The sequence below is a fragment of the Streptomyces chryseus genome (genome assembly GCF_014650755.1).
Classification (GTDB): domain Bacteria; phylum Actinomycetota; class Actinomycetes; order Streptomycetales; family Streptomycetaceae; genus Streptomyces; species Streptomyces chryseus.
Map to the genome: position 1 here is coordinate 159,183 of NZ_BMVO01000003.1, position 22,135 is coordinate 181,317.

Consider the following 22,135-nt stretch of genomic DNA (forward strand, 5'->3'; position numbering starts at 1 on the left):
CCTTTCCCGGCACGTACGACGAAGGCCCCCGTCCACTCTCGCGAGTGGCGGGGGCCTTTCTCGTACGCGTGCTCCGTACGCCTACCGCAGCCGCGCCATCAGGGCGTGCTCGACCAGCGTGATCAGCGCGCTCTTGGCGTCCGCGCGGTGGCGGGCGTCGGTGGTGAGGATCGGGGTGTCGGGACCGATCTGCAGGGCCTCGCGCACCTCGTCCGGGTTGTACGGCTGGTGTCCGTCGAAGCCGTTGAGGGCGATGACGAACGGCAGTCCGCTGTTCTCGAAGTAGTCGACGGCGGGGAAGCAGTCGGCGAGCCTCCTCGTGTCGACCAGGACGACGGCGCCGATGGCACCGCGTACGAGGTCGTCCCACATGAACCAGAAGCGGTCCTGACCGGGCGTACCGAAGAGGTACAGGATCAGGTCCTGGTCCAGGGTGATGCGGCCGAAGTCCATGGCCACCGTGGTGGTGGTCTTGTCTCCGGTGTGGGTGAGGTCGTCGATGCCCGCCGAAGCGGACGTCATGACGGCCTCGGTGCGCAGCGGGTTGATCTCCGAGACGGCTCCGACGAACGTGGTCTTGCCCACGCCGAAACCGCCCGCCACCACGATCTTCGCGGAGGTTGTGGAGCGGGCTGCTCCGCTGCTAGAGCTTGCGAAGTCCACTGAGCACCCTTTCGAGCAGTGTCACGTCTGGCTGACCGCCGGCGGACTCGTCGCCGCCGGGCTGGTGAATGGCTACAAGTCCGGCCTCGGCCAGGTCGGCGACGAGGATCCGGGCCACCCCGAGGGGGATGGTGAGAAGTGCGGAGATCTCGGCGACCGACTTGATCTCCCGGCACAGATGGCAGATCCGCTGGTGCTCGGGCAGCTGCCCTTGCAGACGTGACGGGTCCGCCGTGGTGCTGACCAGTGCCTCGATGGCGAGCTGGTAACGCGGCCTGGTGCGGCCACCGGTCATGGCGTACGGCCGGACCAGCGGGTTGTGGTTCGCCTGCGAGGCGGCGGGCGCGGGGGCCCGCCGCGACTGCGCCGGCTGGACCCGCTGCTGAGGCTGCCGCTGGTGCGGAGGCTGCTGCTCGTACTGCTGCGGCCGGCTCGGCGCGGAGGGGAAGTTGAACCTGTTGTGCGAGGTGTCACCCTGATTCTGACCCTGGCCGTAAGGCCAGTTGGCCGAAGAACCGTCCGGGGGTGTTGCCACGTTTCCTCCTCCGACTGCCGGGCGCCCGATTGCTTGCTGAGGTGCCACGTTCCCGAACATTAAAGCCCGTGGACACCAAAGCGCACTCTTTGTCTGCTAGTTGAGAAGACTTCCTTGCAGCTCGGCGCGCAGGTCCGGAGTGAGGACACTGCCGGCCCGGTCCACCAGGAGAGCCATCTCGTAACCCACGAGACCGATGTCGGCCTCCGGGTGGGCGAGCACGGCCAGCGAGGAGCCGTCCGAGATCGACATGAGGAAGAGGAACCCGCGCTCCATCTCCACCACGGTCTGGTTGACCGCGCCGCCCTCGAAGATCCGGGACGCACCCGCCGTCAGCGAGGTGAGTCCGGAGGCCACCGCTGACAGCTGGTCGGCGCGGTCCCGGGGGAAGCCCTCGGACATCGCCAGCAGGAGTCCGTCGGCGGAGACCACCACCGTGTGGGACACCCCGGGGGTGTTGTCCACGAAGTTGGTGATCAACCAGTTCAGATTCTGCGCCGCCTGGCTCATCGGGCTCACACTAACGCTCCTGGTTGTAGGTGTTGCCATGGCCACCGTTCTGATCGTAGGTGGCCGCCGTGTTCGTGTCCGTTCCCGCATTGCGACCCTGCTGGACACCCCGGCGCAGGTTGCTCAGCCTGCCCCGGACGTCCTCGGGAGCGCGGGAGACCTGTGGGCCGCCCTGCGGGGTCTGCTCCGCGGTTCCCTCGACCAGGTTGGCCTTGGGTACCCGCCGGGGAAGACCGGAGGAGGTGACTCCGCCCGCCTTGGGCTCACGGAGCTTCTCCGCCCGCTGCCAGCGCTCGTCGTTCGACGAACGCCAGTCGTCGGTGCTGCCCTTCCCTGCCCCGTCCTGCTGCGGCGCGTCGTGCTGCGGCTGCTGGGCGACGACCGGCTGCTGCGTCACGTCCTGCCCGACGGAGTCCCCACCGGGCTGCCAGTGCTGCTGGCCGCCACGGCGCGGGAGACCGGCGTCGGTCACCTCGTGGCCGGGGGCCGGGGCGGAACCCGGACGGTCGAAGCCTACGCGCTCCCGGTCGTTCGCGGGAGCGCCCGGCGCAGATTCCGCTTCCGACCCGAACTCCGGTTCGTACGCTCCCTGATAAGAGCCCTGATCCGGCCAGTTCCCCTGGTGGGAGGCAGAATCGTACGAGTCTTCGTACGTCGCCTGCGGTGCCGCCTGGTCCTGGTAATCGGAGTCCGGATACGTCTGGTACGCCGGGTAGTCGTCGTACCCGCCCTGGTCGTACGCCGGCTGCTGGGGCTGCTCGTACTGCTGCTGCGGGTCCCCGTACGACTGCTGCGGGTCGTCGTACGACGCCTGCTGCGCCTCGTCGCGGAACAGCGGGCGGTCGCCGGTGGCCTGGGCCTCCAGCTGGGCGCGCCGCTCCTCGCGGAGCAGCGAGCGGCCCACCGGGTCCAGCTGCGCTTCGTCGCCCTCGTTGCCGTAGCGCGAGTCGTCGAAGCCCAGCTCGGCCGCGGTGCGCATCGGAGCGCTCTCGTACACCTGCTGCTCGGGAATGATCGAGGAGACGGTGAAGTCGTCGTGCGGGAGCTGCTCGCCGCCACCACCGTGGGTGATGGCGTCCGGCAGCATGACGAGCGACGTCGTACCGGCCTGCTCGCCCGAGGGGCGGAGCTGGACGCGGATGCTGTGCCGGTCCGCGAGGCGGCCGACCACGAACAGGCCCATGCGCTGCGAGACGGCGGCGTCCACGGTCGGCGGGTTCGCCAGCTTGTGGTTGATGTCCGCGAAGTCCTCGGCGGTGAGGCCGATGCCCTTGTCGTGGATCTCGATCATGACGCGGCCGTCGGGCAGCCGGGTCGCGGTGACGCGGACCTTCGTCTGCGGCGAGGAGAACGTGGTGGCGTTCTCCAGGAGCTCGGCGAGCAGGTGCACGAGGTCGGTCACGGCCTGGCCGTGGATCTCCGACTCCGGTACGCCGCTGAGCTCGATGCGCTCGTAGCTCTCCACCTCGGAGGAGGCGGCGCGCAGCACGTCGACGAGCGGGACCGGCTGGTTCCAGCGGCGGCCCGGCTCCTCGCCGGCGAGGACGAGGAGGTTCTCGCCGTTGCGGCGCATACGGGTCGCGAGGTGGTCCAGCTTGAAGAGGTTCTCCAGCTGGTCCGGGTCGGCCTCGTTGTTCTCCAGATCGGTGATCAGCGTCAGCTGGCCCTCGATCAGGGACTGGTTGCGGCGCGAGAGGTTCGTGAAGATCGCGTTGACGTTGCCCCGGAGCATGGCCTGCTCGGCGGCGAGCCGGACGGCCTCGCGGTGTACCTGGTCGAAGGCGCGGGCGACCTCGCCGATCTCGTCGTGCGACGTGATCGGGATCGGCTCGACACGGGTGTCGACGCGGCCCGGCTCCGTACGGGAGAGCTGGTCGACCAGCATCGGCAGGCGCTGCTCGGCGATGCCGAAGGCGGCGGTCCGCAGCCGGCTCATCGCGCTGCTCATCTGGCGCGCCATGAGACCGGCCATGATGACCGAGGCCAGCAGGGCGATGACGACGATCAGACCGTTGACGATGGCGTCGGTCTTGGCGTCGGAGGAGATCGTCGCCGCCTCTTCCACCGCCTTGTCGACGAGGTCCTGCTCGATCTCCGTGTAGCCGTCGAACTTGGCGGTGGAAGCGGCCATCCACACCTCGGGCGTGATGCCCTGGGCCTTCAGGCCGGACGGCTTGCCCTGGCCGATCGCCTCGGCCATGCCGTCCAGGATCGAGCCGCCCTTGCTCGGCGGCGCCTTGAAGGGGACGCCGGCCTGCTGGGCCTGCTGCTTGGCGGCGGCGAGCTTCTTGGCGCCGTCCTCCGCCTTGCCCTTCATGATGCGCTCGAGCTTGTCGGTGTCCGCCTGCGTACCGCCGGAGACGTACTCGCCGAGGGCGATCTGCTCCAGGTAGTTGTACGAGTTGAACGCGACCGTCTGCTTCGCGAGCTTCTCCGGGTCGGCGCTCGGGCGGACCAGGAGGTGCACGCCGATGGAACGCTGGAGCGACGTGGCGGCCTTGGCGAGTTGGACGGCGTAGACCGTACGGCCGTAGGAGGTGATGTTGCCGGTGCCCAGGCCCAGCTCGTTCGACAGCTCCATCAGGTAGTGATGGATTTGGACGTAGCCCTCTTCGGTCTTCACCGGGTCGAGGGCCTCGCTGTACGCGGCCTTGCGGAGCGCGGCGAGCTTCGGCTCCTCCTTGGCGAAGAGGCCGAGGCGGCGTTCGAGGCCCTGCTTCTCCGGGATGTCCCCGGTGGCCTCGCGGAAGTTCGCCGCGGCCTCGTCGGTCGCGGCGTACGCCTCGGCGACCTCGGGGGCCTTGCGCTTGCCCTTCAGGAGCGGGTCGGCGGTCAGGTCGCGCTCGTTGAGCAGCGCCTGGCCGTACTCCGAGGCGGCGCGGACGAGGACCGCGGTCTTCTCGGCGTCCTGCGCCTCGCGCCAGGTGTCGATCGACCCCTTGACCTGGAAGCCGCCCATGACCAGGCCGACAGCCACGGGTATGAGAAGGATCGCGTTCAGCCTGGTGGGCACGCGCCAGTTGCGCGGCGAGAACTTGCTGCTGCTGCCGCCACTGCCACCGCTGCCCTTGGGCGCGGCGGCGGGCGAGGTCGCGGGCGACGTCGCTGTGCGCGGCGGCGGGGTGAAGTTGCCCCGCGCCTGCTGCTGTGCGGAGCTCGTCTTGCTGCTACGCCTCACTCGACCAACAACCTCTCGGCGCCGGCACCTACGGTGTGCCGTTTTTCTCGTTCAGGGCCGTACTACTCGGGAGTTCGACGAATTCCAGCACGGGGAGCGGCTGCGTTCCAAACAGGGGGAACCCGCCATTCCGAGTGTTGTAAGCCTCAGATAAAACGGTCAAAAAGAGCGAGCCCCGCCAAAAGGCGGGGCCGATGTGAGCGCAGCGGCACCACGCGGTCGCTTGCGGTGGTGACGGCGGCGCAATTCTCTTTCGAAACGTTATGAACACAGGGGCGGAGAGTGTCAAAGGACACAGTCCGCCCCTGAATCGTCGCCTGGACGGCTACGACAACTGCCGTATACGAGGGACTACTTGAGACGTGCCATGAGCGCGTGCTCCACGAGCGTGATCAAACCGCTCTTGGCGTCGGCGCGGTGGCGGGCGTCGGTGGTGATGATCGGGGTGCCGGGACCGATCTGCAGGGCCTCGCGCACCTCGTCGGGCGTGTACGGCTGGTGCCCCTCGAAGCCGTTGAGCGCGATGACGAACGGCAGCCCGCTGTTCTCGAAGTAGTCGACCGCGGGGAAGCAGTCGGCGAGACGGCGGGTGTCCACCAGCACGATCGCGCCGATCGCGCCGCGCACGAGGTCGTCCCACATGAACCAGAAGCGGTCCTGACCGGGCGTACCGAAGAGGTACAGGATCAGGTCCTGGTCCAGGGTGATGCGGCCGAAGTCCATGGCGACGGTCGTCGTCGACTTGCCACCGGTGTGGGTGAGGTCGTCGATGCCCGCCGAGGCGGACGTCATGACGGCCTCGGTGCGCAGCGGGTCGATCTCGGAGACCGCGCCCACGAACGTGGTCTTGCCGACGCCGAAGCCGCCCGCCACCACGATCTTCGCCGAGGTGGTGGAGCGGGCCGCTCCGCTGCTAGAGCTTCCGAAGTCCACTGAGCACCCTTTCCAGCAGCGTGACGTCCGGCGTGCCGCCGGCCTCTCCGTTGCCCGGCTGGTGGATCGCCACCATGCCGGCCTCCGCCAGGTCGGCGACGAGGATCCGCGCGACGCCCAGCGGCATCGACAGCAGCGCCGAGACCTCGGCCACCGACTTGACCTCGCGGCACAGGTGGCAGATGCGCTGGTGCTCGGGCAGCAGCGAGGAGAGGTGCGCCGGGTCGGCGGTGGTGCTGACCAGCGCCTCGATGGCGAGCTGGTAGCGCGGCCGGGTCCGGCCGCCGGTCATCGCGTACGGACGTACCAGCGGCTGGTCGCCTTCGTGATCGTACGACGCGTCGAGGCGCGCTCCGTACGGATCATGAGAGGCGGGGGGCGGGGTCATGGATCGATCCTCCGGGCATGACGACAGGGGATGGGCCTGCCGTCTGACGGGGCCGGGGTGGGGGGCTGTGCGCGGCCTTGGGTCTGTTCTCGGCAATACCTGGGGTGCGCTGCCTAGTGGAGAAGGCTCCCCTGGAGCTCCGCGCGGAGGTCCGGGGTCAGAACGCTGCCGGCCCGGTCGACCAGCAGCGCCATCTCGTAACCGACGAGGCCGATGTCGCAGTCGGGGTGTGCGAGCACGGCGAGGGAGGAACCGTCGGAGACGGACATGAGGAAGAGGAAACCGCGCTCCATCTCGACGACGGTCTGGGTCACAGCCCCGCCCTCGAAAATCCGGGAAGCCCCCGCGGTCAGCGAGGTCAGGCCGGAGGCCACGGCCGCCAGCTGGTCGGCGCGATCACGCGGGAAACCTTCGGACATCGCCAGAAGGAGTCCGTCGGCGGAGACCACCACCGTGTGGGACACCCCTGGGGTGTTGTCCACGAAATTGGTGATCAACCAGTTCAGATTCTGCGCCGCCTGGCTCATCGGACTCAACTAACGCTCCTGCTGGTGAGTGGGGTCAATGTTGAAACTCCCGGTCGACGAGCCGCTGCCGGCCTGCCGACCCTGCTGGATACCCCGACGAAGATTGGTCAGCCGTCCGCGCACGTCGTCAGGCGCACGCGAGACCTGCGGACCGGTCTGGTGGTTCTGCTGCTGCGCTGTACCCGGCACCAGATTGGCGCGCGGGACGCGACGCGGCAGACCCGAGGTCGTGACACCGCCGGCTGCGGGCTTCTTGACCCGCTCGGCCTGCTTTACGAGTTCGTCGTTCGGCGAGGTGCGCCAGGCGGCGCCGTTGGTGGCGTTCGTACCGTTGGTGGTGCTGCTCGCGGCACCCGTGTCACGCGCCTGGGCGCGCTGCGGCATCGGAGGGATGGCGGAGGGCGCGGCAGGAGACTGCTGCGCGGGCCGCCCGGACTGCTGCTGGTGCTGCTGGGGCGCGGCCGCCTGCTGCTCGGCCTGCTGCTGCTGGAACCAGTTCGATTCCAGCGTGTCGAACAGCGGCGTACGTCCGTCCCCGGGGCCGTGTGCGGGCGGCAGCTCGTGCTGCTGCGGCTGGGGAGGCAGGCTCGCGGCGGGCTGACGCGGCGCGCCGCCGCCGGGGGTGCCGTCGTTGTCGCGGCCGTGCCGGCGCGGGGCCGGTGCGAGGGCCTGCGGACCGGCCTGGTGGTGGCCCGGCTGGTTCTGGCCGCCCTGGTCCTGGCCGGACTGGGGGCGGGCCGGGCGCCTGCCCTGGCCCTGCGGCTGGACCGGCCCGCCGTACGCACCGGCCGGGTTGGCCTGCTGCGGGGCGTTGAAGTCCGGCCGGGGGAGCTGCGCGGTGGACGCGGGGTCCAGGGGGCCGGGCAGCTCGGGCCGCTGGTACTGGCCGGCCGGGCCGTTGCCCTGCGGAACGTTGCCGTGGGGGGCGTTGTTCTGCGGGGCGTTGCCCGCGGGCCGGGCGAACTGGCCCGGCGACGCGGGGTCCTGCGGACCGCGCCGGCCGGGGCGCTCGTACTGACCGGTGGACGCGGGGCCCACCGGACCGCGCACGTCGGAACGCTCGAACACACCGGTGGAGGCGGACGCGTCCGGCGCGTCGAAGTTCGGGCGCTCGAACTCGGCGGTGGCGCCGGGATTCTGCCGGGAGGCCAGGTCCGCTTCCTCGTGGCCGCGGGGCTGGTCGGCGCCCCAGCTGGCGGCCTGCGGCCGCGCCGGGCGCTGCTGGCCCGGGTTGCCGGGCAGCTCGGCGCGAGCGCCGCCCCGGTTCTGCTGCTGCGGCTGCTGCGGCTGCTGCGGCATACGGCCCTGATCGCCCTGGGCGGGGCCGTTCTTCTGGAAGGCGTTGGGGCGTGCGTCGGGACGCTCACGGTTCCCGGCCTGCCGGGAACCGCCGAAGGCACCGGAGAGACCGCCGCCCTGACCCGCGCCGGGCTGCTGCCCCTGCGCGGGGGCGCCGTCGCGGCCGGGCAGCGCGGCGCGCTGCCCGGAGCCCGCGACCTGACCGCGCGCGCCACCGGGACCGGCGGGCAGCCGGCCCGCCGGAGCGGCTCCGCCGCCGACCGCACCCGGACCGGCCGGCATGCGCGCACCGGGGCCGGAGGGCACCTGGGCCTGAGCGGCGGCGCCGGTCTTGGCCGGGGCCTTCTTGCCGCCCTGGGCGACGTCGACGGGCAGCATGACCAGCGCGGTCGTGCCACCGGAGTCGGACGGGCGCAGCTGGATGCGGATGCCGTGCCGCAGGGACAGGCGGCCGACCACGAACAGACCCATGCGGCGCGAGACCGAGACGTCCACGGTGGGCGGCGAGGCGAGCCGCTCGTTGATCGCCGCGAGGTCCTCGGGCGAGAGGCCGATGCCCGTGTCGTGGATCTCGACGAGCACCCGCCCGTCGGGCAGCGCGTGACCGGTGACCCGGACCTTGGTCTGCGGGGAGGAGAAGGAGGTCGCGTTCTCGAGCAGCTCGGCGAGCAGGTGCACGAGGTCGTTGACGACGCGGCCGGCGACCTCGGTGCCGGGCACCGAGGACAGTTCGATGCGCTCGTACTGCTCCACCTCGGACGCGGCGGCACGCAGCACGTCGACGAGCGGCACGGGCCGGGTCCAGCGGCGGCCGGGCTCTTCACCGGCGAGAACGAGGAGGTTCTCACCGTTACGGCGCATGCGGGTCGCGAGGTGGTCGAGCTTGAACAGCGAGGACAGCTGGTCCGGGTCGGCCTCGCGCGACTCCAGCTCGGAGATGAGCGAGAGCTGACGCTGGATGAGGCCCTGCGAACGGCGCGAGAGGTTGGTGAACATCGCGTTGACGTTGCCTCGCAGCAGCGCCTGCTCGGCGGCCAGTCGGACCGCCTCGCGGTGCACGTCGTCGAAGGCCGCGGCCACCTGGCCGATCTCGTCGCGCGAGTGGACACCGACGGACTCCACGGACGTGTCGACGTCCTGCGGGTCGGCCTCGGAGAGCTGCTTGACGAGCTCGGGCAGACGTTCCTGGGCGACCCGGGTCGCGGTGTCCTGGAGGCGGCGCAGCGAGCGGATCATGGAGCGGGCCACGACGAACGCGCCGACCAGCGAGACGCCGAGGACGAGCAGGATCAGGACACCGTTGAGGATGGCGTCCCGCTGCGACTCGTTGCGCAGCTCACGGGCCTTCTGCTCCATCTCGTTGAGAAGCGTGGCCTCGATCCGCTTCATCGCCTGGAGCTTGGTGGTGTCGGCGTCGATCCAGTCCATGTACGAGCGCTCTTGCTCGCTCTTGAGCCGGTCCGGCGTCTGCAGCACGCGGTCCGCGTACTTGTTGGCGGCCTCGATCGTGGCGTCGTTGCCGCTCTCCAGGGAGGCGGTGAGCTGCTCGTTGTCGCCGACGTAGACCTGGTCGAACTGCTTGAGCGCGGCGGCCTCGCTGTCCTGCGCGGACTTGGCGTAGAGGCGGTCGTTCTCGGTGAGCGTGCCGACCTCGCGGTCGTTCGCCGGCAGCGAGGCGGCGATGATCGCGCGCTGGATGGACGCGTACTCCTTGGCGGAGGAGAACGCCGACAGGGCGCGCGTCCGCTTGATCATCTCCGGGTTGGAGGTGGCCTGCGCCATGTCCTGGGAGAGGCTCAGCAGCGAGGTGATCAGCTGGCTGTAGTTGTTGACCGTCTGCGAGTTGGTCGTCTTCTTCTGGTACGCGCCCTCGCGGATCTGGCGGATCGAGTTCAGGCGCATGGCGATCTGGGTGAGGCTGCCCCGGATGCTCTGCAGGCTCTCGTCACCGTTGGGCTTGACCTGCTGGGTGCCCTCGATGAAGGCGTCCTTGGCCCGGTCGGTCTTCTCGCGGGGGCCCTTGACCTTGAAGTCGGCCGGGCTGGTGCCGTTGGCGAGCGGACCGGCCGACCGGTCGCGCTCCTCCTGGAGCGCGAGGGCGAGCTCGGTCGCCTGCTTGGTCATGTCGGTCAGCAGCTGCATGTGCTCCAGCTGCTCCATGTCGTTCATGGACTCGTTGATACGCAGACCACCCAGGGTGGTCGCCGCGACCACCGGGAGGGCCAGCAGGGAGACCAGACGGGTACTGATGCGCCAGTTGCGCAGGGCTATTCGAGAGCCCGTGGAACCGGGTTCCTTGGCCCTCGGGGCAGCCGCCTGCTCACCGCCGCCCTTGGCCCCGCCGTGCGCGGCACGATCGCCGCCGCCGACCGGGGCCGGTGCGTGATTTTGGGCGTGCTGGGGTGCGGATCCGCGGTCTGTCCCGCGCGGCTCCTGCTCCGCCGCAGCGCTGCCATCCCTCTTGAAACGTCCCTGCACTAGCGTCGCAACCTCTGGACCAGGCGTTCCCCCGCGCGAACGGCGGAACGGTGTCGAGTCTTGGGGTACCGAGCGGCCCCATGGGTGGTCGTGAGTGACCGGCGCTTCTCCCTTTCCCGCCGCCACTCGGCGCTGCGTTGCGCCCTGCGCGCCGGCTGGAATCTCGCGGCGGTCCGGGGAATTCCAGCACAGTGCAGGATCTCCAACAAGGCCCGCGTGTCGCCCCGCGGGCCCGGTGACGCCATGTGAGTGACGGGTCACCTGGTGTAGAAACCGTTCGGGCTGAAAAGGGGCAAAGGTGAGCGAGTCACTTAGGGGTAGGGGGTGTCCCAGTCCTGATGATCAGGAGCGGAATGGCCGCTTCAGTGGCGCAATGTCCGTTTCCCGCAACGATGGGCGCCGCCCGATATGGCCGGTTTGACCGTCATCTCGTGAGGAAACTCACACGGCATTCCCGAGTGCTTCACATCTTCGGCGGGGATCCGGATGTTTAGCCTGACGCTTTACAGGGATGGCGAATCCGACAATCACCGCGCCCGGCGGGCGCCCGTACCGACAGGCCTGAACAGCAGATGAAGACCACGACCGCGTCGATGTTCCGCAGCACCGCGAACCCCCGCCGCACCACGCTGGTGCACCTTGCGGACGCCGCCGAACTGCGCGAGCCCGAGCGGCCCCAGCACGCCGCCGACCTCCCCTCGGAGACCGCCAACCCGCGCCGGACCATCCTCATGGAAGCCCCCGCCGCGTAGCCGGGCACGGCGCCGACACGGGAGGCGGGACGCCTCGGCCGCGTTAGCCTGAGGCGTTCAGTCTCCAGCCAGCAAGTAAGGGGCGGCAGCATCCCGTGCGTATCGCCAGGTTCTCCATCGACGGCAACGTGGCCTTCGGCGCGATCAGCGCGGCCGCCGGCGAACGCGGTCCCGACGACCTCGTCCTCGACATCATCAAGGGCATCCCGTACGCCGACTTCGAGCTCTCCGGCGTCAAGGTCCCGCTGAGCAAGGTGCGCCTCCTGCCGCCCGTGCTCCCCAGCAAGGTCGTGGCCATCGGCCGCAACTACGCGGAGCACGCGGCGGAACTGGGCAACGAGGTCCCCGACCTCCCCCTCACCTTCTTCAAGCCGTCCACCTCGGTGACCGGCCCCGGTGACGACATCGCGTACCCCTCCTTCTCCAGCGAGCTGCACCACGAGGCGGAACTCGCCGTGGTCATCGGCCGCATGTGCCGCGAGGTCCCGCGCGAGCGCGCCAAGGACGTCATCTTCGGCTACACCTGCGCCAACGACATCACCGCACGCGACGTCCAGCAGCGCGAGAAGCAGTGGGCCAGGGCCAAGGGCTTCGACACCTCGTGCCCGCTCGGCCCCTGGGTGGAGACCGACCTCGACCCCGCCGACCTGGCCATTCAGTGCACGGTCAACGGAGTGCAGCGCCAGCTGGGGCGTACGAGCGACATGATCCGCTCCGTCGAGGACCTGATCGTGCACATCTCCGAGGCCATGACGCTGCTCCCGGGCGACGTCATCCTCACGGGGACCCCGGCCGGAGTCGGACCCCTGAACGTCGGCGACGAAGTCGCCGTCACCATCGAAGGCATCGGCACTCTCACCAACAAGGTGATCAAGCGTGGATAGCGCAACCCCGTCTCCCGTCCGAGTACGTTTCTGTCCCTCGCCGACCGGCAACCCCCACGTGGGCCTGGTCCGCACCGCCCTGTTCAACTGGGCCTTCGCCCGGCACAACGGCGGCACGATGGTCTTCCGCATCGAGGACACCGACGCCGCCCGCGACTCCGAGGAGTCGTACAACCAGCTGCTGGACTCGCTGCGCTGGCTGGGCCTCGACTGGGACGAGGGCCCCGAGGCCGGCGGCCCGCACGCCCCGTACCGCCAGTCCCAGCGGATGGACATCTACAAGGACGTCGCCCAGAAGCTGATGGCGGGCGGCTACGCGTACGAGTGCTTCTGCACCGCCCTGGAGCTGGAGGTCCGCCGCGACGCGGCCCGCGCCGCCGGCAAGCCCTCGGGTTACGACGGCACCTGCCGCAACCTGAGCGCCGACCGCGTCGAGCGGTACAAGGCCGAGGGCCGCGAGGCCATCGTGCGCTTCCGGATGCCCGACGAGCCGATCACCTTCACGGACCTGGTCCGCGGCGAGCTGACCTTCAACCCGGACAACGTCCCGGACTACGGCATCGTCCGCGCCAGCGGAGCCCCGCTCTACACGCTCGTCAACCCGGTTGACGACGCGCTGATGGAGATCACCCACGTCCTGCGCGGCGAGGACCTGCTGTCCTCCACCCCCCGCCAGATCGCGCTCTACAAGGCGCTGATCGAGCTGGGCGTCGCCAAGGAGATCCCGCAGTTCGGGCACCTCCCGTACGTCATGGGCGAGGGCAACAAGAAGCTCTCCAAGCGCGACCCCGAGGCGTCCCTCAACCTCTACCGCGAGCGCGGCTTCCTCCGGGAGGGCCTGCTGAACTACTTGTCCCTCCTGGGCTGGTCGATCGCCGAGGACCGCGACATCTTCACGATCGAGGAGATGGTGGCGGCCTTCGACATCAAGGACGTCAACGCCAACCCGGCGCGCTTCGACCTGAAGAAGTGCGAGCACATCAACGCCGAGCACCTGCGCAAGCTCTCGGTCGACGACTTCATCGCCGCCTGCGAGCCGTGGCTGAAGGCGCCGTACGCGAACTGGAAGCCGGAGTCCTTCGACCGGGCGGCCTTCGAGCGGATCGCCCCGCACGCCCAGACCCGCGTGACGGTCCTCTCCGACATCACCGCCAACGTCGACTTCCTGTTCCTCGACGAGCCGGTCGAGGACGAGGCGTCCTGGGCGAAGGCGATGAAGGGCGAGCCCGTACCGCTGCTCACCACCGCCCGCGCCAAGCTCGAAGCGGCCGACTGGACCAGCCCGGAGTCCCTCAAGGAGGCCGTCCTGGCCGCCGGCGAGGAGCACGGCCTGAAGCTCGGCAAGGCCCAGGCCCCGGTCCGCGTGGCGGTCACCGGCCGCACCGTCGGCCTGCCGCTCTTCGAGTCCCTGGAGATCCTGGGCAAGGAGAAGACCCTGGCCCGCATCGACGCGGCCCTGGCGAAGCTGGCCGGCTAGTCGCCCCGCAGCGCACGCGAGGCCCGGATCCCCCAAAGGTGGGTCCGGGCCTCGTATGTTCCGGGTGGGGGAGCGGGCTCAGCCCTCGGCGAGGATCTTCCGGGCCGCCGCGACCTTCTTCTGGTGCAGATCGCGGAGCTTGCGGAGCGCCGCGGCGTCCTCGGCGATCATCGTCTTCTGGATTCCCGACTCCGCGGTGAACCACACGTCCAGGAGACCGGTGCTCCGCTTGCAGGCGACGTCGGCTTTTGCGGTGTCTTTTTCCTGCGCCGTCAGAGGGCCTTCGCTGAAGTTTTCCACGGAAAACGGGTCGCGGGGCGAGCCGTAGTCGTATCCGCTTTTCTTCATGCAGGCCGACCACTTCTTGAAGACGGTCTGCACCTCGGGCACAAGCATGGATTTCTGATAGCTCAGCGCCGATATCCGGCTGGCCGTCTCGGCGCCTTCCGGATAGGAGTAGTCCTTGCCGAGATTATTCTTGGCCTGTCCGATGCATCCGACGTCCGGAATCTTTGTTCCCCGGTACTCGAGCGGTCCGGACTTCCCATCGCCTGCTTGCTTTCCAAACAGCACGGTGCGTTCGTCCTTGCTGAGCTGAATACGCTGAGGCGGGGCAGCGGAGGAATCCAGATGATAGCCGTAACGGGCGGCACTGCTTTCCTCCGACAAGCCGTACCTGCGATCCGCACCCGGCGGCGCGGTGGGCGGCTTGGGCGGCTTATAGGTCAGCGAATAGCGTGCCATGCAGGTGTTCGCCAGCACATTCTCGGCCGCTTCGATGGACGCGTACTCGGCGTTGGTATAGCTGTAGGCGGCGATGGGCAGCCGCGAGGTGTAGTCCCGCTCGGAGGCGGCGGACTCCTTGCTGCGGCTCGCCTCGGGCCGCTCCTCGGCGTCCCTCTGCGGTCCCTGCGCCGTGCATCCGACCAGGGCGAACAAGGCCAGCGCGGGTGTCACCAGACGTCTCATCATGCTGCTTCCACTGCGGAGCCCCGCGTGGGCTGTGGCCTTCACGCGGGGCTGATGTGCAAAGAAGGAACGGTTGTTCGTCAGTTGAACTTGTAGCAGTTCGAACCGGACGCGCCGAAGGCGAATGAGGCGTTGTCGTTGTACGTGTTCACCAGCTGGTTGGCGACGGTGTAGGCCGCGACGGTGTCGCAGGGGCCGTTCCAGCCGCTGTTGTAGAAGATTGTGGTGGGGGCGCCGCTGCCGTTGTAGAACGAGGCGGCCCCATTCTTGACCGGCGTGCCCTGTCCGGCTCCGGAGTCCAGGAACTTATAGCCCGCGAGGTCCTTGATGCTGCCGTTGATGCCGCCGGTTCCGGTGAAGCTGGTACGCGAGCCGTTCTGGCCGGAGTTGTACCAGAAGGTTCCGCAGCTGGCATCACCGGTGCAGTGAATGCCGACCGAGGCCTGGGCCGGGGTCACGCTGAAGGCAAGGGCTGCCGCAGCCGGAAGTGCAACAACCAGGGCGCGCCGAATATTGGTCACAAATTCCTCCAGGAACCTTGATCGCCAGAGTGGCGGACGGAGTGTAGGCGGATGGAGAGCCACCACGTCAACTGGAATCTAGAGTTCCGCTAAGAATGCTGGATTCCACCTCATCCCGAGCGGTCGTCGCGTACGTTCGAAGGCATGCCGATCAGAGCTGTCCTCTGGGACGTCGACGACACCCTCTTCGACTACGCCACGGCCGACACCGCCGGCATACGGGCCCACCTCGCGGCAGAGGGCCTGCTGGGGCGTTACGAGACCGCCGAGCTCGCGCTGGAGCTCTGGCGGCGGGCGACCGAGCGCCACTGGGCACGCTTCGGGACGGGCGAGACGAGCTTCGAGGAGCAGCGCCGGGACCGGGTCCGGGAGTTCCTGGACGCGCCGTCTCTGACCGACGCCGAAGCCGACGCCTGGTTCGACCGCTACATCGGGCACTACGAGTCCGCCTGGGCCCTCTTTCCCGACACCGTCCCCGTCCTGGACGCGCTCGCGCACGACTACCGGCACGCCGTGCTGTCCAACTCCAGCGTCCGCAATCAGGACCGCAAGCTGCGGATCCTCGGCGTGCGCGACCGCTTCGAGGCGCTGCTGTGCGCCGCCGAACTGGGGCGCTCCAAGCCCGCCCCGGAGGCCTTCCACGCCGCCTGCGACGCGCTCGGCCTGCCTCCGCACGAGGTCGCGTACGTCGGTGACCAGCCCGACATCGACGCCCGGGGCGCCGTCGACGCGGGACTCGTCGGCATCTGGCTCGACCGCGCCGGACTGGGCGGGCGTCCGGAGCTGATCCGGATCACCGGGCTCGAGCAGCTACCAGGGCTGTTGCGGCGCGATACCCGTTTTGGAGCGCCGTCCACCTTCGGGTAATGTTCTTTCTGCGCCGCCCGAGAGGGCCGAAAGGTCCGGCCGGGAAGCGCAAACCAAACAAACCCCCACCAGGGGGTTGTGTTGTGGTGGGCTATGGTGTAATTGGCAGCACGACGGTTTCTGGTTCCGTTAGTCTAGGTTCGAGTCCTGGTAGCCCAGCTCGCAGGAGCTGTTGAAGTCATGCAGTGTCTGCAAGGCCCCCGTTGTGTAGCGGCCTAGCACGCCGCCCTCTCAAGGCGGTAGCGCCGGTTCGAATCCGGTCGGGGGTACAGATCCTTTCTTTCCATCGCCTTCGGGTCGCTCCCGGATGCGCTGACGCAAGGATCGCTAGGGCCCCCGTTGTGTAGCGGCCTAGCACGCCGCCCTCTCAAGGCGGTAGCGCCGGTTCGAATCCGGTCGGGGGTACGGGTTGAAACCGAATTGGTCTAAACCATTTTGGGCTATGGTGTAATTGGCAGCACGAGGGTTTCTGGTTCCCTTAGTCTAGGTTCGAGTCCTGGTAGCCCAGCTCGCAGAGCACATCTGCAAGGCCCCCGTTGTGTAGCGGCCTAGCACGCCGCCCTCTCAAGGCGGTAGCGCCGGTTCGAATCCGGTCGGGGGTACGTACAGAGAAGGCCTCCCGCATCGCGCGGGGGGCCTTCTCTCGTGTGTCCGTACGGAATGACCCCGGTGGCCGGCCGCAGGGCGCGGCGACGAACCCCTCGTACGCCCCAACTCGGCCAGCCGGGGCGGTCGTTCCGTGCCGACGGCGAAAACGCCGGTGGGGCCGGCGATCCGGCCCCACCGGCGTTCGAGGCAGCGCCCCGGGCGACCCCTGGGGCCGCGCTCCGGGCGTCCGTCAGCCGCCGGAGCGGCGCAGGGCCTCCGACAGGCGCGCGGCCGAGTCGATGACCGCCTGGGCGTGCATCCGGCCCGGGTGGCGGGTCAGGCGCTCGATCGGTCCGGATACCGAGACGGCCGCGACCACGCGGTTGGACGGCCCGCGCACCGGCGCCGACACCGACGCCACGCCCGGCTCCCGCTCGCCGATCGACTGGGCCCAGCCCCGGCGGCGTACGCCGGACAGCGCCGTCGCCGTGAAGCGGGCGCCCTGGAGGCCCCGGTGCAGCCGCTCCGGCTCCTCCCAGGCCATCAGGATCTGGGCGGACGAGCCCGCCTTCATGGTGAGCGTCGAGCCCACCGGGACGGTGTCCCGCAGTCCGGACAGCCGCTCCGCCGCCGCGACGCAGATGCGCATGTCGCCCTGCCGGCGGTAGAGCTGCGCGCTCTCGCCGGTCACGTCGCGCAGGTGCGTGAGCACCGGTCCCGCCGTGGCCAGCAGCCGGTCCTCGCCCGCCGCGGCGGACAGTTCCGACAGCCGCGGACCGAGGATGAACCGGCCCTGCATGTCCCTCGCCACCATCCGGTGGTGTTCCAGTGCCACGGCGAGGCGATGTGCCGTGGGTCGTGCAAGCCCTGTCGCCGCGACCAGCCCGGCGAGGGTGGCCGGACCGGACTCCAGTGCGCTCAGTACCAGAGCTGCCTTGTCGAGAACGCCGACGCCGCTAGAGTTGTCCATGCGTCGATACTCGCGTCTCACTCTGTGAAACGCAAGTTCAATTTTCTCCCGAACTTGCGAATCTGTAGATGAGGCCGCACAACGGCTCAGCAGCCACCGCCCCGGACGGGGGTCTCGGCGGGGGCGATCCGATCTCTAGATGGGCCGGCGAAGACGCCGGTCGAAGGGAAAGCGATGGGTAGGACACTTGCGGAGAAGGTCTGGGACGACCATGTCGTCAGGCGCGCCGAGGGCGAGCCGGACCTCCTCTTCATCGATCTGCACCTGCTGCACGAGGTGACCAGCCCGCAGGCCTTCGACGGCCTCCGCAAGAGCGGCCGCCAGGTCCGGCGGCTCGACCTCACCATCGCCACCGAGGATCACAACACCCCGACGCTCGACATCGACAAGCCGATCGCGGACCCGGTCTCCCGGGTCCAGCTGGAGACGCTGCGGAAGAACTGCGCGGAGTTCGGTGTACGTCTGCACCCCCTCGGCGACGTCGAGCAGGGTGTCGTCCACGTGGTGGGACCGCAGCTGGGCCTGACCCAGCCCGGCACCACCGTGGTCTGCGGCGACAGCCACACCTCCACCCACGGCGCGTTCGGCGCGCTGGCCTTCGGCATCGGTACGTCGCAGGTGGAGCACGTGCTGGCGACCCAGACGCTGCCGATGGCCCCGCCGAAGACCATGGCCATCACGGTCGAGGGCGAACTGCCCGCCGACGTAACCGCCAAGGACCTGATCCTGGCGATCATCGCGAAGATCGGCACCGGCGGCGGCCAGGGCTATGTGCTCGAATACCGCGGTTCCGCCATCGAGAAGCTCTCGATGGAGGCCCGGATGACCATCTGCAACATGTCGATCGAGGCCGGGGCGCGGGCGGGCATGATCGCCCCCGACACGACGACGTTCGACTACCTCCAGGGCCGCGCGCACGCGCCGAAGGGCGAGGACTGGGACGCCGCCGTCGCCTACTGGAAGACGCTGCGCTCCGACGACGACGCCGTGTTCGACGCGGAGGTCGTCATCGACGCCGCCGGACTGGCGCCGTTCGTCACCTGGGGCACCAACCCGGGCCAGGGCGCGCCGCTGTCGGCCAACGTCCCCGACCCTGCTTCGTACGAGGACGCTTCGGAGCGCTTCGCGGCCGAAAAGGCGCTGGAGTACATGGGGTTGACCGCCGGCCAGCCGCTGCGCGAGATCAAGGTCGACACCGTCTTCGTAGGTTCGTGCACCAATGGACGCATCGAGGACCTGCGGGCCGCCGCCGCGCTGATGGACGGCCGCAAAGTCGCCGACGGTGTACGGATGCTGATCGTCCCCGGTTCCGTCCGGGTGGCCCTCCAGGCCATCGAGGAGGGCCTGGACAAGGTGTTCACCGCCGCCGGGGCCGAATGGCGGCACGCGGGCTGCTCGATGTGTCTGGGCATGAACCCGGACCAGCTGGCGCCCGGTGAGCGCTCCGCGTCCACCTCCAACCGCAACTTCGAGGGCAGGCAGGGCAAGGGCGGCCGTACCCACCTGGTGTCGCCGCAGGTCGCCGCCGCCACCGCGGTGCTGGGCCACCTGGCCGCGCCCGTGGACCTGTCCGACGTACCGACGCTCGTGGAGGCCTGATCACCATGGCCATGGAAGCTTTCACCGCACATACCGGCCGGGCCGTTCCGCTGCGCCGCAGCAACGTCGACACCGACCAGATCATCCCCGCCCACTGGCTGAAGAAGGTCACCCGCGACGGCTTCGAGGACGGGCTCTTCGAGGCGTGGCGCAAGGACCCCGAGTTCGTGCTCAACCGTCCGGAGCGCGAGGGCGCGACGGTCCTGGTCGCGGGCCCGGACTTCGGTACCGGCTCCTCCCGTGAGCACGCCGTGTGGGCGCTGCAGAACTACGGCTTCAAGGCCGTCATCTCCTCGCGGTTCGCGGACATCTTCCGCGGCAACTCGCTCAAGAACGGCCTGCTGACCGTCGTACTGGACCAGAAGACCGTGGACGCGCTCTGGGATGTGGTCGAGGCCGACCCCACGGCGGAGATCACCGTGGACCTCGAGGACCGTCAAGTCCGCGCCGGAAGCATTACGGCTGATTTTGAGCTTGACGAGAACGCCCGCTGGCGGCTGCTGAACGGTCTGGACGACATCAGCATCACCCTCCAGAACGAGCCGTCCATCGCCGCCTACGAGGCTTCGAGGCCGTCCCACAAGCCCAGTACCGTGCGGCTCTGACGCACTTCCATCACTCCGTTGCCCCCTGCCGTCCGCGGCGGGGGGCACCGTCGTGTTTGGGCATCAACTGCCGTGGTACGCGAGGGACATGACGATCGCACCGCAGGTGTCCAGGGCTCCTTTTGGCCGTCCGGACGCCGCTAGTTGCCCCCGCCGGAGGCGACAACTCGCCCCAGATGGCACAATCGGTGCATGGAACGCGACAGCCAACTCGAGCTCTATGCGGCGGTCGCGGCCCGGTTGAAAGAAGCACACACAAGGGTGCGCACACTGCAAGTCCCGGAGGGCGTACGGATGGCGCTGAGCCGGAAGCTGCTGGTCATCACGGCCGCGGCGAAACACGATCTCGCCGATGCGGCAAGGCGCCTGGACAGGTTGACGAAGGACCTCGACGAGGGCCGATTCCCCGAAGGCGAGTGAGACCTGTGGAACTCCCGCCGGTCTACTTCGTTGCGGCACTAGGGTGATTAGCCCGTTTCGTGTTTGATTTGCGGTATATATCTGCCTAACGTGCGAAAAAGCTTGAACGCATTCGTTCTGGCAATGTCTCCGAAGGGGAAGACGTGAACAAGGCGCAGCTCGTAGAAGCGATTGCAGACAAGGTCGGCGGCCGTCAGCAGGCCGCGGACGCCGTCGACGCGGTACTCGACGCGATCGTCCGCGCAGTGGTCGGCGGCGACCGTGTGTCGGTCACCGGCTTCGGATCGTTCGAGAAGGTCGACCGTCCGGCCCGTTACGCCCGCAACCCGCAGACGGGCGAGCGGGTGCGGGTCAAGAAGACCTCCGTTCCGCGCTTCCGTGCCGGTCAGGGCTTCAAGGACCTGGTCAGCGGCTCGAAGAAGCTCCCCAAGGGTGGCGAGGTCGCCGTCAAGAAGGCGCCCAAGGGCAGCCTCTCGGGACCGGCCCCCACCATTGCCAAGTCGGCCGCCAAGAAGGCCGCCACCAAGCGGGCCGCCGCCAAGAAGACGACCCCGGCGAAGAAGACGGCCCCCGCCAAGAAGACCACCGCCGCCGCGAAGAAGGCGACCCCGGCGAAGAAGACCACGGGCGCCGCCAAGAAGACCACCGCGACCGCCAAGAAGACCTCGGCGACGGCGAAGAAGACGGCCGGCGCCAAGAAGGCCACGCCCGCCGCCAAGAAGACCACCGCCAAGAAGACCGCGCCGGCCAAGAAGGCCACGGCGAAGAAGGCCCCCGCCAAGAAGGTCACGGCCCGCAAGACCACCGCGAAGAAGACCGCCGCCGGGAAGTAGGAGCGGCACCAAGGACTCACGCGCCGGGCCGGGCTCCCTCCGGGGAGCCCGGCCCGCGGTGTGCCCGGGGACGTGCGGCGGGGACCCGTGAGGCGGAGCCGGGGCGCGGCCCCGCACGAGGCCCCGCCCGCCACTCGGAAGGACCAGTGCGTCAGCGGCGTCAGAAGGTCTGCAGCGTCACCAGGGTGATGCGCAGGTCCGCGCCCTCGCCCTCACCCTCGATGCGCACCCGCTGCCCGGGCCGCAGCAGCCGCAGACCTCCCGCGTCGAACGCCGTGGCGTCGAAGTCCACCGGGGTGCCATCGTCGAGCAGCACACTGCCGCTGCGGGTCTCGGAGTCGTACGTGTACGCGGTCGCCTGCATGACCGCAGCGTATCTGCCGGTGACCGCCGTGCTCAGCCGGGCCGTACGCGGGCCCACGCCGAGCGTCAGAGCCGCCCGCAGATCGTCGCCGGTGTCCACGTCCCGGCGTACGGAATCCACTCCGGCAAGAGGTATTTCCCGGGCGCCCGCGGCCGAATGCCGGGCGCGCGAAGGGCCGCCGAAGAACGGCGCCAATTCCACCCCCGGCGCCGCGGAAAGCAGCGTCGTACCGATTCCGGTGGCATCGGCCAGAAATGCGCGCGGAAATTCGGCCGCGTAATCGAGCACCTGCCGCAATTCCGTCGGCCGCAGTGCGGGCAGATCCGCATTCAGCGCCGCGACGGCCGCGCCGGGCCGCAGCGCGCGCACCGTACGGGCGCCGTGCGCCAGGGCGGCGTTGAGGCCGGCGGCCGGGGTGTCCGAGGCGATGCGCGCCCCCAGGGCGGCGAGCGCGGCGCCCGCCGGGCCGTCGTCCGTGACGACCACCACATCCCGTACGGCCGCACAGGCCAGCGCGGCGGCGACGGTGTCCTCGGCGAAGGCCAGAGCGAGCCTGCGGCGCAACGCGTCGCCCGCCGACGGAGCGAGCCTGCTCTTGGCCAGCAACAGGGGCTTCAGAGGGACGACCAGGGACCAGGGAGCGGTCCGGAGCGTGTTCAGTGGCCAGCCCTCCGTCCAGTGCGCGTCGGGCCCCATTGTGGCCTGCCGGTACGGCGGGCAGGGGCTCCGGGGGCTCTGCCGGGGCGTACGGTGTTCTCGACAGACAGGGGACCTG

19 protein-coding genes, 5 tRNA genes and 1 pseudogene are annotated in these 22,135 nt (G+C 69.4%); 13 read left to right on the forward strand and 12 right to left on the reverse strand.

From position 1 onward, the window contains the following. Window positions 1-81: 81 nt before the first annotated feature. The 8 genes from IE185_RS07365 to IE185_RS07400 all read right to left on the reverse strand — a co-directional run bounded on the left by IE185_RS07365 (window position 82) and on the right by IE185_RS07400 (window position 10,511). On the reverse strand, window positions 82-663 hold the full coding sequence (locus IE185_RS07365) for a GTP-binding protein (RefSeq protein WP_028813754.1): 582 nt from the start codon (window positions 661-663) through the stop codon (window positions 82-84). Continuing rightward, window positions 644-1,198, reverse strand: a complete 555-nt coding sequence (locus IE185_RS07370) for a DUF742 domain-containing protein (RefSeq protein ID WP_138894012.1) — start codon at window positions 1,196-1,198, stop codon at window positions 644-646. The genes IE185_RS07365 and IE185_RS07370 overlap by 20 nt, the downstream gene beginning before the upstream one ends. 96 nt (window positions 1,199-1,294) lie before the next feature. Continuing rightward, the gene (locus IE185_RS07375; RefSeq protein ID WP_138894018.1) at window positions 1,295-1,708 is read right to left on the reverse strand and encodes a roadblock/LC7 domain-containing protein; all 414 of its coding nucleotides are present in this window, start codon (window positions 1,706-1,708) and stop codon (window positions 1,295-1,297) included. A gap of 10 nt (window positions 1,709-1,718) precedes the next feature. Next, the gene (locus IE185_RS07380) at window positions 1,719-4,886 is read right to left on the reverse strand and encodes a sensor histidine kinase (RefSeq protein ID WP_138894011.1); all 3,168 of its coding nucleotides are present in this window, start codon (window positions 4,884-4,886) and stop codon (window positions 1,719-1,721) included. 351 nt (window positions 4,887-5,237) lie between these two features. Continuing rightward, on the reverse strand, window positions 5,238-5,819 hold the full coding sequence (locus tag IE185_RS07385) for a GTP-binding protein (protein ID WP_138894010.1): 582 nt from the start codon (window positions 5,817-5,819) through the stop codon (window positions 5,238-5,240). Next, window positions 5,800-6,207, reverse strand: a complete 408-nt coding sequence (locus IE185_RS07390; protein WP_069926761.1) for a DUF742 domain-containing protein — start codon at window positions 6,205-6,207, stop codon at window positions 5,800-5,802. Before IE185_RS07390 ends, IE185_RS07385 begins: the two co-directional genes overlap by 20 nt. Before the next feature lie 113 nt (window positions 6,208-6,320). Then, window positions 6,321-6,734, reverse strand: coding sequence for a roadblock/LC7 domain-containing protein (locus IE185_RS07395; RefSeq protein WP_037649408.1), 414 nt, complete (start codon window positions 6,732-6,734; stop codon window positions 6,321-6,323). A 9-nt stretch (window positions 6,735-6,743) separates the two neighbouring features. Continuing rightward, window positions 6,744-10,511, reverse strand: coding sequence for a sensor histidine kinase (locus IE185_RS07400; protein ID WP_138894009.1), 3,768 nt, complete (start codon window positions 10,509-10,511; stop codon window positions 6,744-6,746). A 572-nt stretch (window positions 10,512-11,083) separates the two neighbouring features. On the opposite strand from IE185_RS07400, the gene IE185_RS07405 reads away from it, so the two are divergent. The 3 genes from IE185_RS07405 to gltX all read left to right on the forward strand — a co-directional run bounded on the left by IE185_RS07405 (window position 11,084) and on the right by gltX (window position 13,624). Next, window positions 11,084-11,263 carry a hypothetical protein gene (locus IE185_RS07405; protein WP_138894008.1) on the forward strand — a complete coding sequence of 60 codons (180 nt, stop codon included), beginning with the start codon at window positions 11,084-11,086 and terminating at the stop codon, window positions 11,261-11,263. Window positions 11,264-11,358: 95 nt separating this feature from the next. Further along, complete coding sequence (locus tag IE185_RS07410; RefSeq protein WP_138894007.1) at window positions 11,359-12,147, forward strand: fumarylacetoacetate hydrolase family protein; 789 nt, start codon at window positions 11,359-11,361, stop codon at window positions 12,145-12,147. Beyond that, window positions 12,140-13,624, forward strand: a complete 1,485-nt coding sequence (gltX, locus tag IE185_RS07415; RefSeq protein ID WP_138894006.1) for a glutamate--tRNA ligase — start codon at window positions 12,140-12,142, stop codon at window positions 13,622-13,624. The genes IE185_RS07410 and gltX overlap by 8 nt, the downstream gene beginning before the upstream one ends. A 78-nt stretch (window positions 13,625-13,702) precedes the next feature. On the opposite strand, the gene IE185_RS07420 is transcribed toward gltX, so the two are convergent. Continuing rightward, window positions 13,703-14,596 carry a hypothetical protein gene (locus IE185_RS07420; RefSeq protein ID WP_189714832.1) on the reverse strand — a complete coding sequence of 298 codons (894 nt, stop codon included), beginning with the start codon at window positions 14,594-14,596 and terminating at the stop codon, window positions 13,703-13,705. Between the two features lie 77 nt (window positions 14,597-14,673). Next, window positions 14,674-15,114 (reverse strand): hypothetical protein, encoded by a 441-nt coding sequence (locus tag IE185_RS07425; RefSeq protein WP_138894005.1) that lies wholly within the window; start codon window positions 15,112-15,114, stop codon window positions 14,674-14,676. 144 nt (window positions 15,115-15,258) lie between these two features. Here IE185_RS07425 and IE185_RS07430 point away from each other — a divergent pair, with 144 nt between their 5' ends. From IE185_RS07430 to IE185_RS07455, 6 genes are all read left to right on the forward strand, one after another. After that, window positions 15,259-15,981: an HAD family hydrolase gene (locus tag IE185_RS07430; protein WP_138894004.1), complete on the forward strand. Its 723-nt coding sequence runs from the start codon at window positions 15,259-15,261 to the stop codon at window positions 15,979-15,981. A gap of 87 nt (window positions 15,982-16,068) precedes the next feature. Further along, window positions 16,069-16,140, forward strand: a tRNA-Gln gene (locus IE185_RS07435). A 37-nt stretch (window positions 16,141-16,177) separates the two neighbouring features. Further along, window positions 16,178-16,250 (forward strand) — tRNA-Glu (locus IE185_RS07440). A 63-nt stretch (window positions 16,251-16,313) separates the two neighbouring features. Continuing rightward, window positions 16,314-16,386, forward strand: a tRNA-Glu gene (locus tag IE185_RS07445). Window positions 16,387-16,417: 31 nt separating this feature from the next. Beyond that, window positions 16,418-16,489 (forward strand) — tRNA-Gln (locus tag IE185_RS07450). 21 nt (window positions 16,490-16,510) lie between these two features. Next, window positions 16,511-16,583: transfer RNA gene (locus tag IE185_RS07455), tRNA-Glu, on the forward strand. A 236-nt stretch (window positions 16,584-16,819) separates the two neighbouring features. Here the strand turns inward: IE185_RS07455 and ndgR are convergent. Continuing rightward, on the reverse strand, window positions 16,820-17,539 hold the full coding sequence (gene ndgR, locus IE185_RS07460; RefSeq protein WP_028813744.1) for an IclR family transcriptional regulator NdgR: 720 nt from the start codon (window positions 17,537-17,539) through the stop codon (window positions 16,820-16,822). A gap of 174 nt (window positions 17,540-17,713) precedes the next feature. Here ndgR and leuC point away from each other — a divergent pair, with 174 nt between their 5' ends. The 4 genes from leuC to IE185_RS07480 all read left to right on the forward strand — a co-directional run bounded on the left by leuC (window position 17,714) and on the right by IE185_RS07480 (window position 20,996). Continuing rightward, complete coding sequence (gene leuC / locus IE185_RS07465; protein ID WP_138894003.1) at window positions 17,714-19,138, forward strand: 3-isopropylmalate dehydratase large subunit; 1,425 nt, start codon at window positions 17,714-17,716, stop codon at window positions 19,136-19,138. 11 nt (window positions 19,139-19,149) lie between these two features. Beyond that, window positions 19,150-19,743, forward strand: coding sequence for a 3-isopropylmalate dehydratase small subunit (leuD, locus tag IE185_RS07470; RefSeq protein WP_138894017.1), 594 nt, complete (start codon window positions 19,150-19,152; stop codon window positions 19,741-19,743). Between the two features lie 192 nt (window positions 19,744-19,935). Continuing rightward, window positions 19,936-20,163, forward strand: a complete 228-nt coding sequence (locus IE185_RS07475; RefSeq protein ID WP_138894002.1) for an SCO5555 family protein — start codon at window positions 19,936-19,938, stop codon at window positions 20,161-20,163. Window positions 20,164-20,306: 143 nt separating this feature from the next. Beyond that, complete coding sequence (locus tag IE185_RS07480) at window positions 20,307-20,996, forward strand: HU family DNA-binding protein (RefSeq protein WP_138894001.1); 690 nt, start codon at window positions 20,307-20,309, stop codon at window positions 20,994-20,996. Between the two features lie 385 nt (window positions 20,997-21,381). Here IE185_RS07480 and cofC read toward each other — a convergent pair. Beyond that, a pseudogene (gene cofC, locus IE185_RS07485) lies at window positions 21,382-22,056 on the reverse strand (2-phospho-L-lactate guanylyltransferase); the annotation flags it as partial. Window positions 22,057-22,135 lie beyond the last annotated feature (79 nt).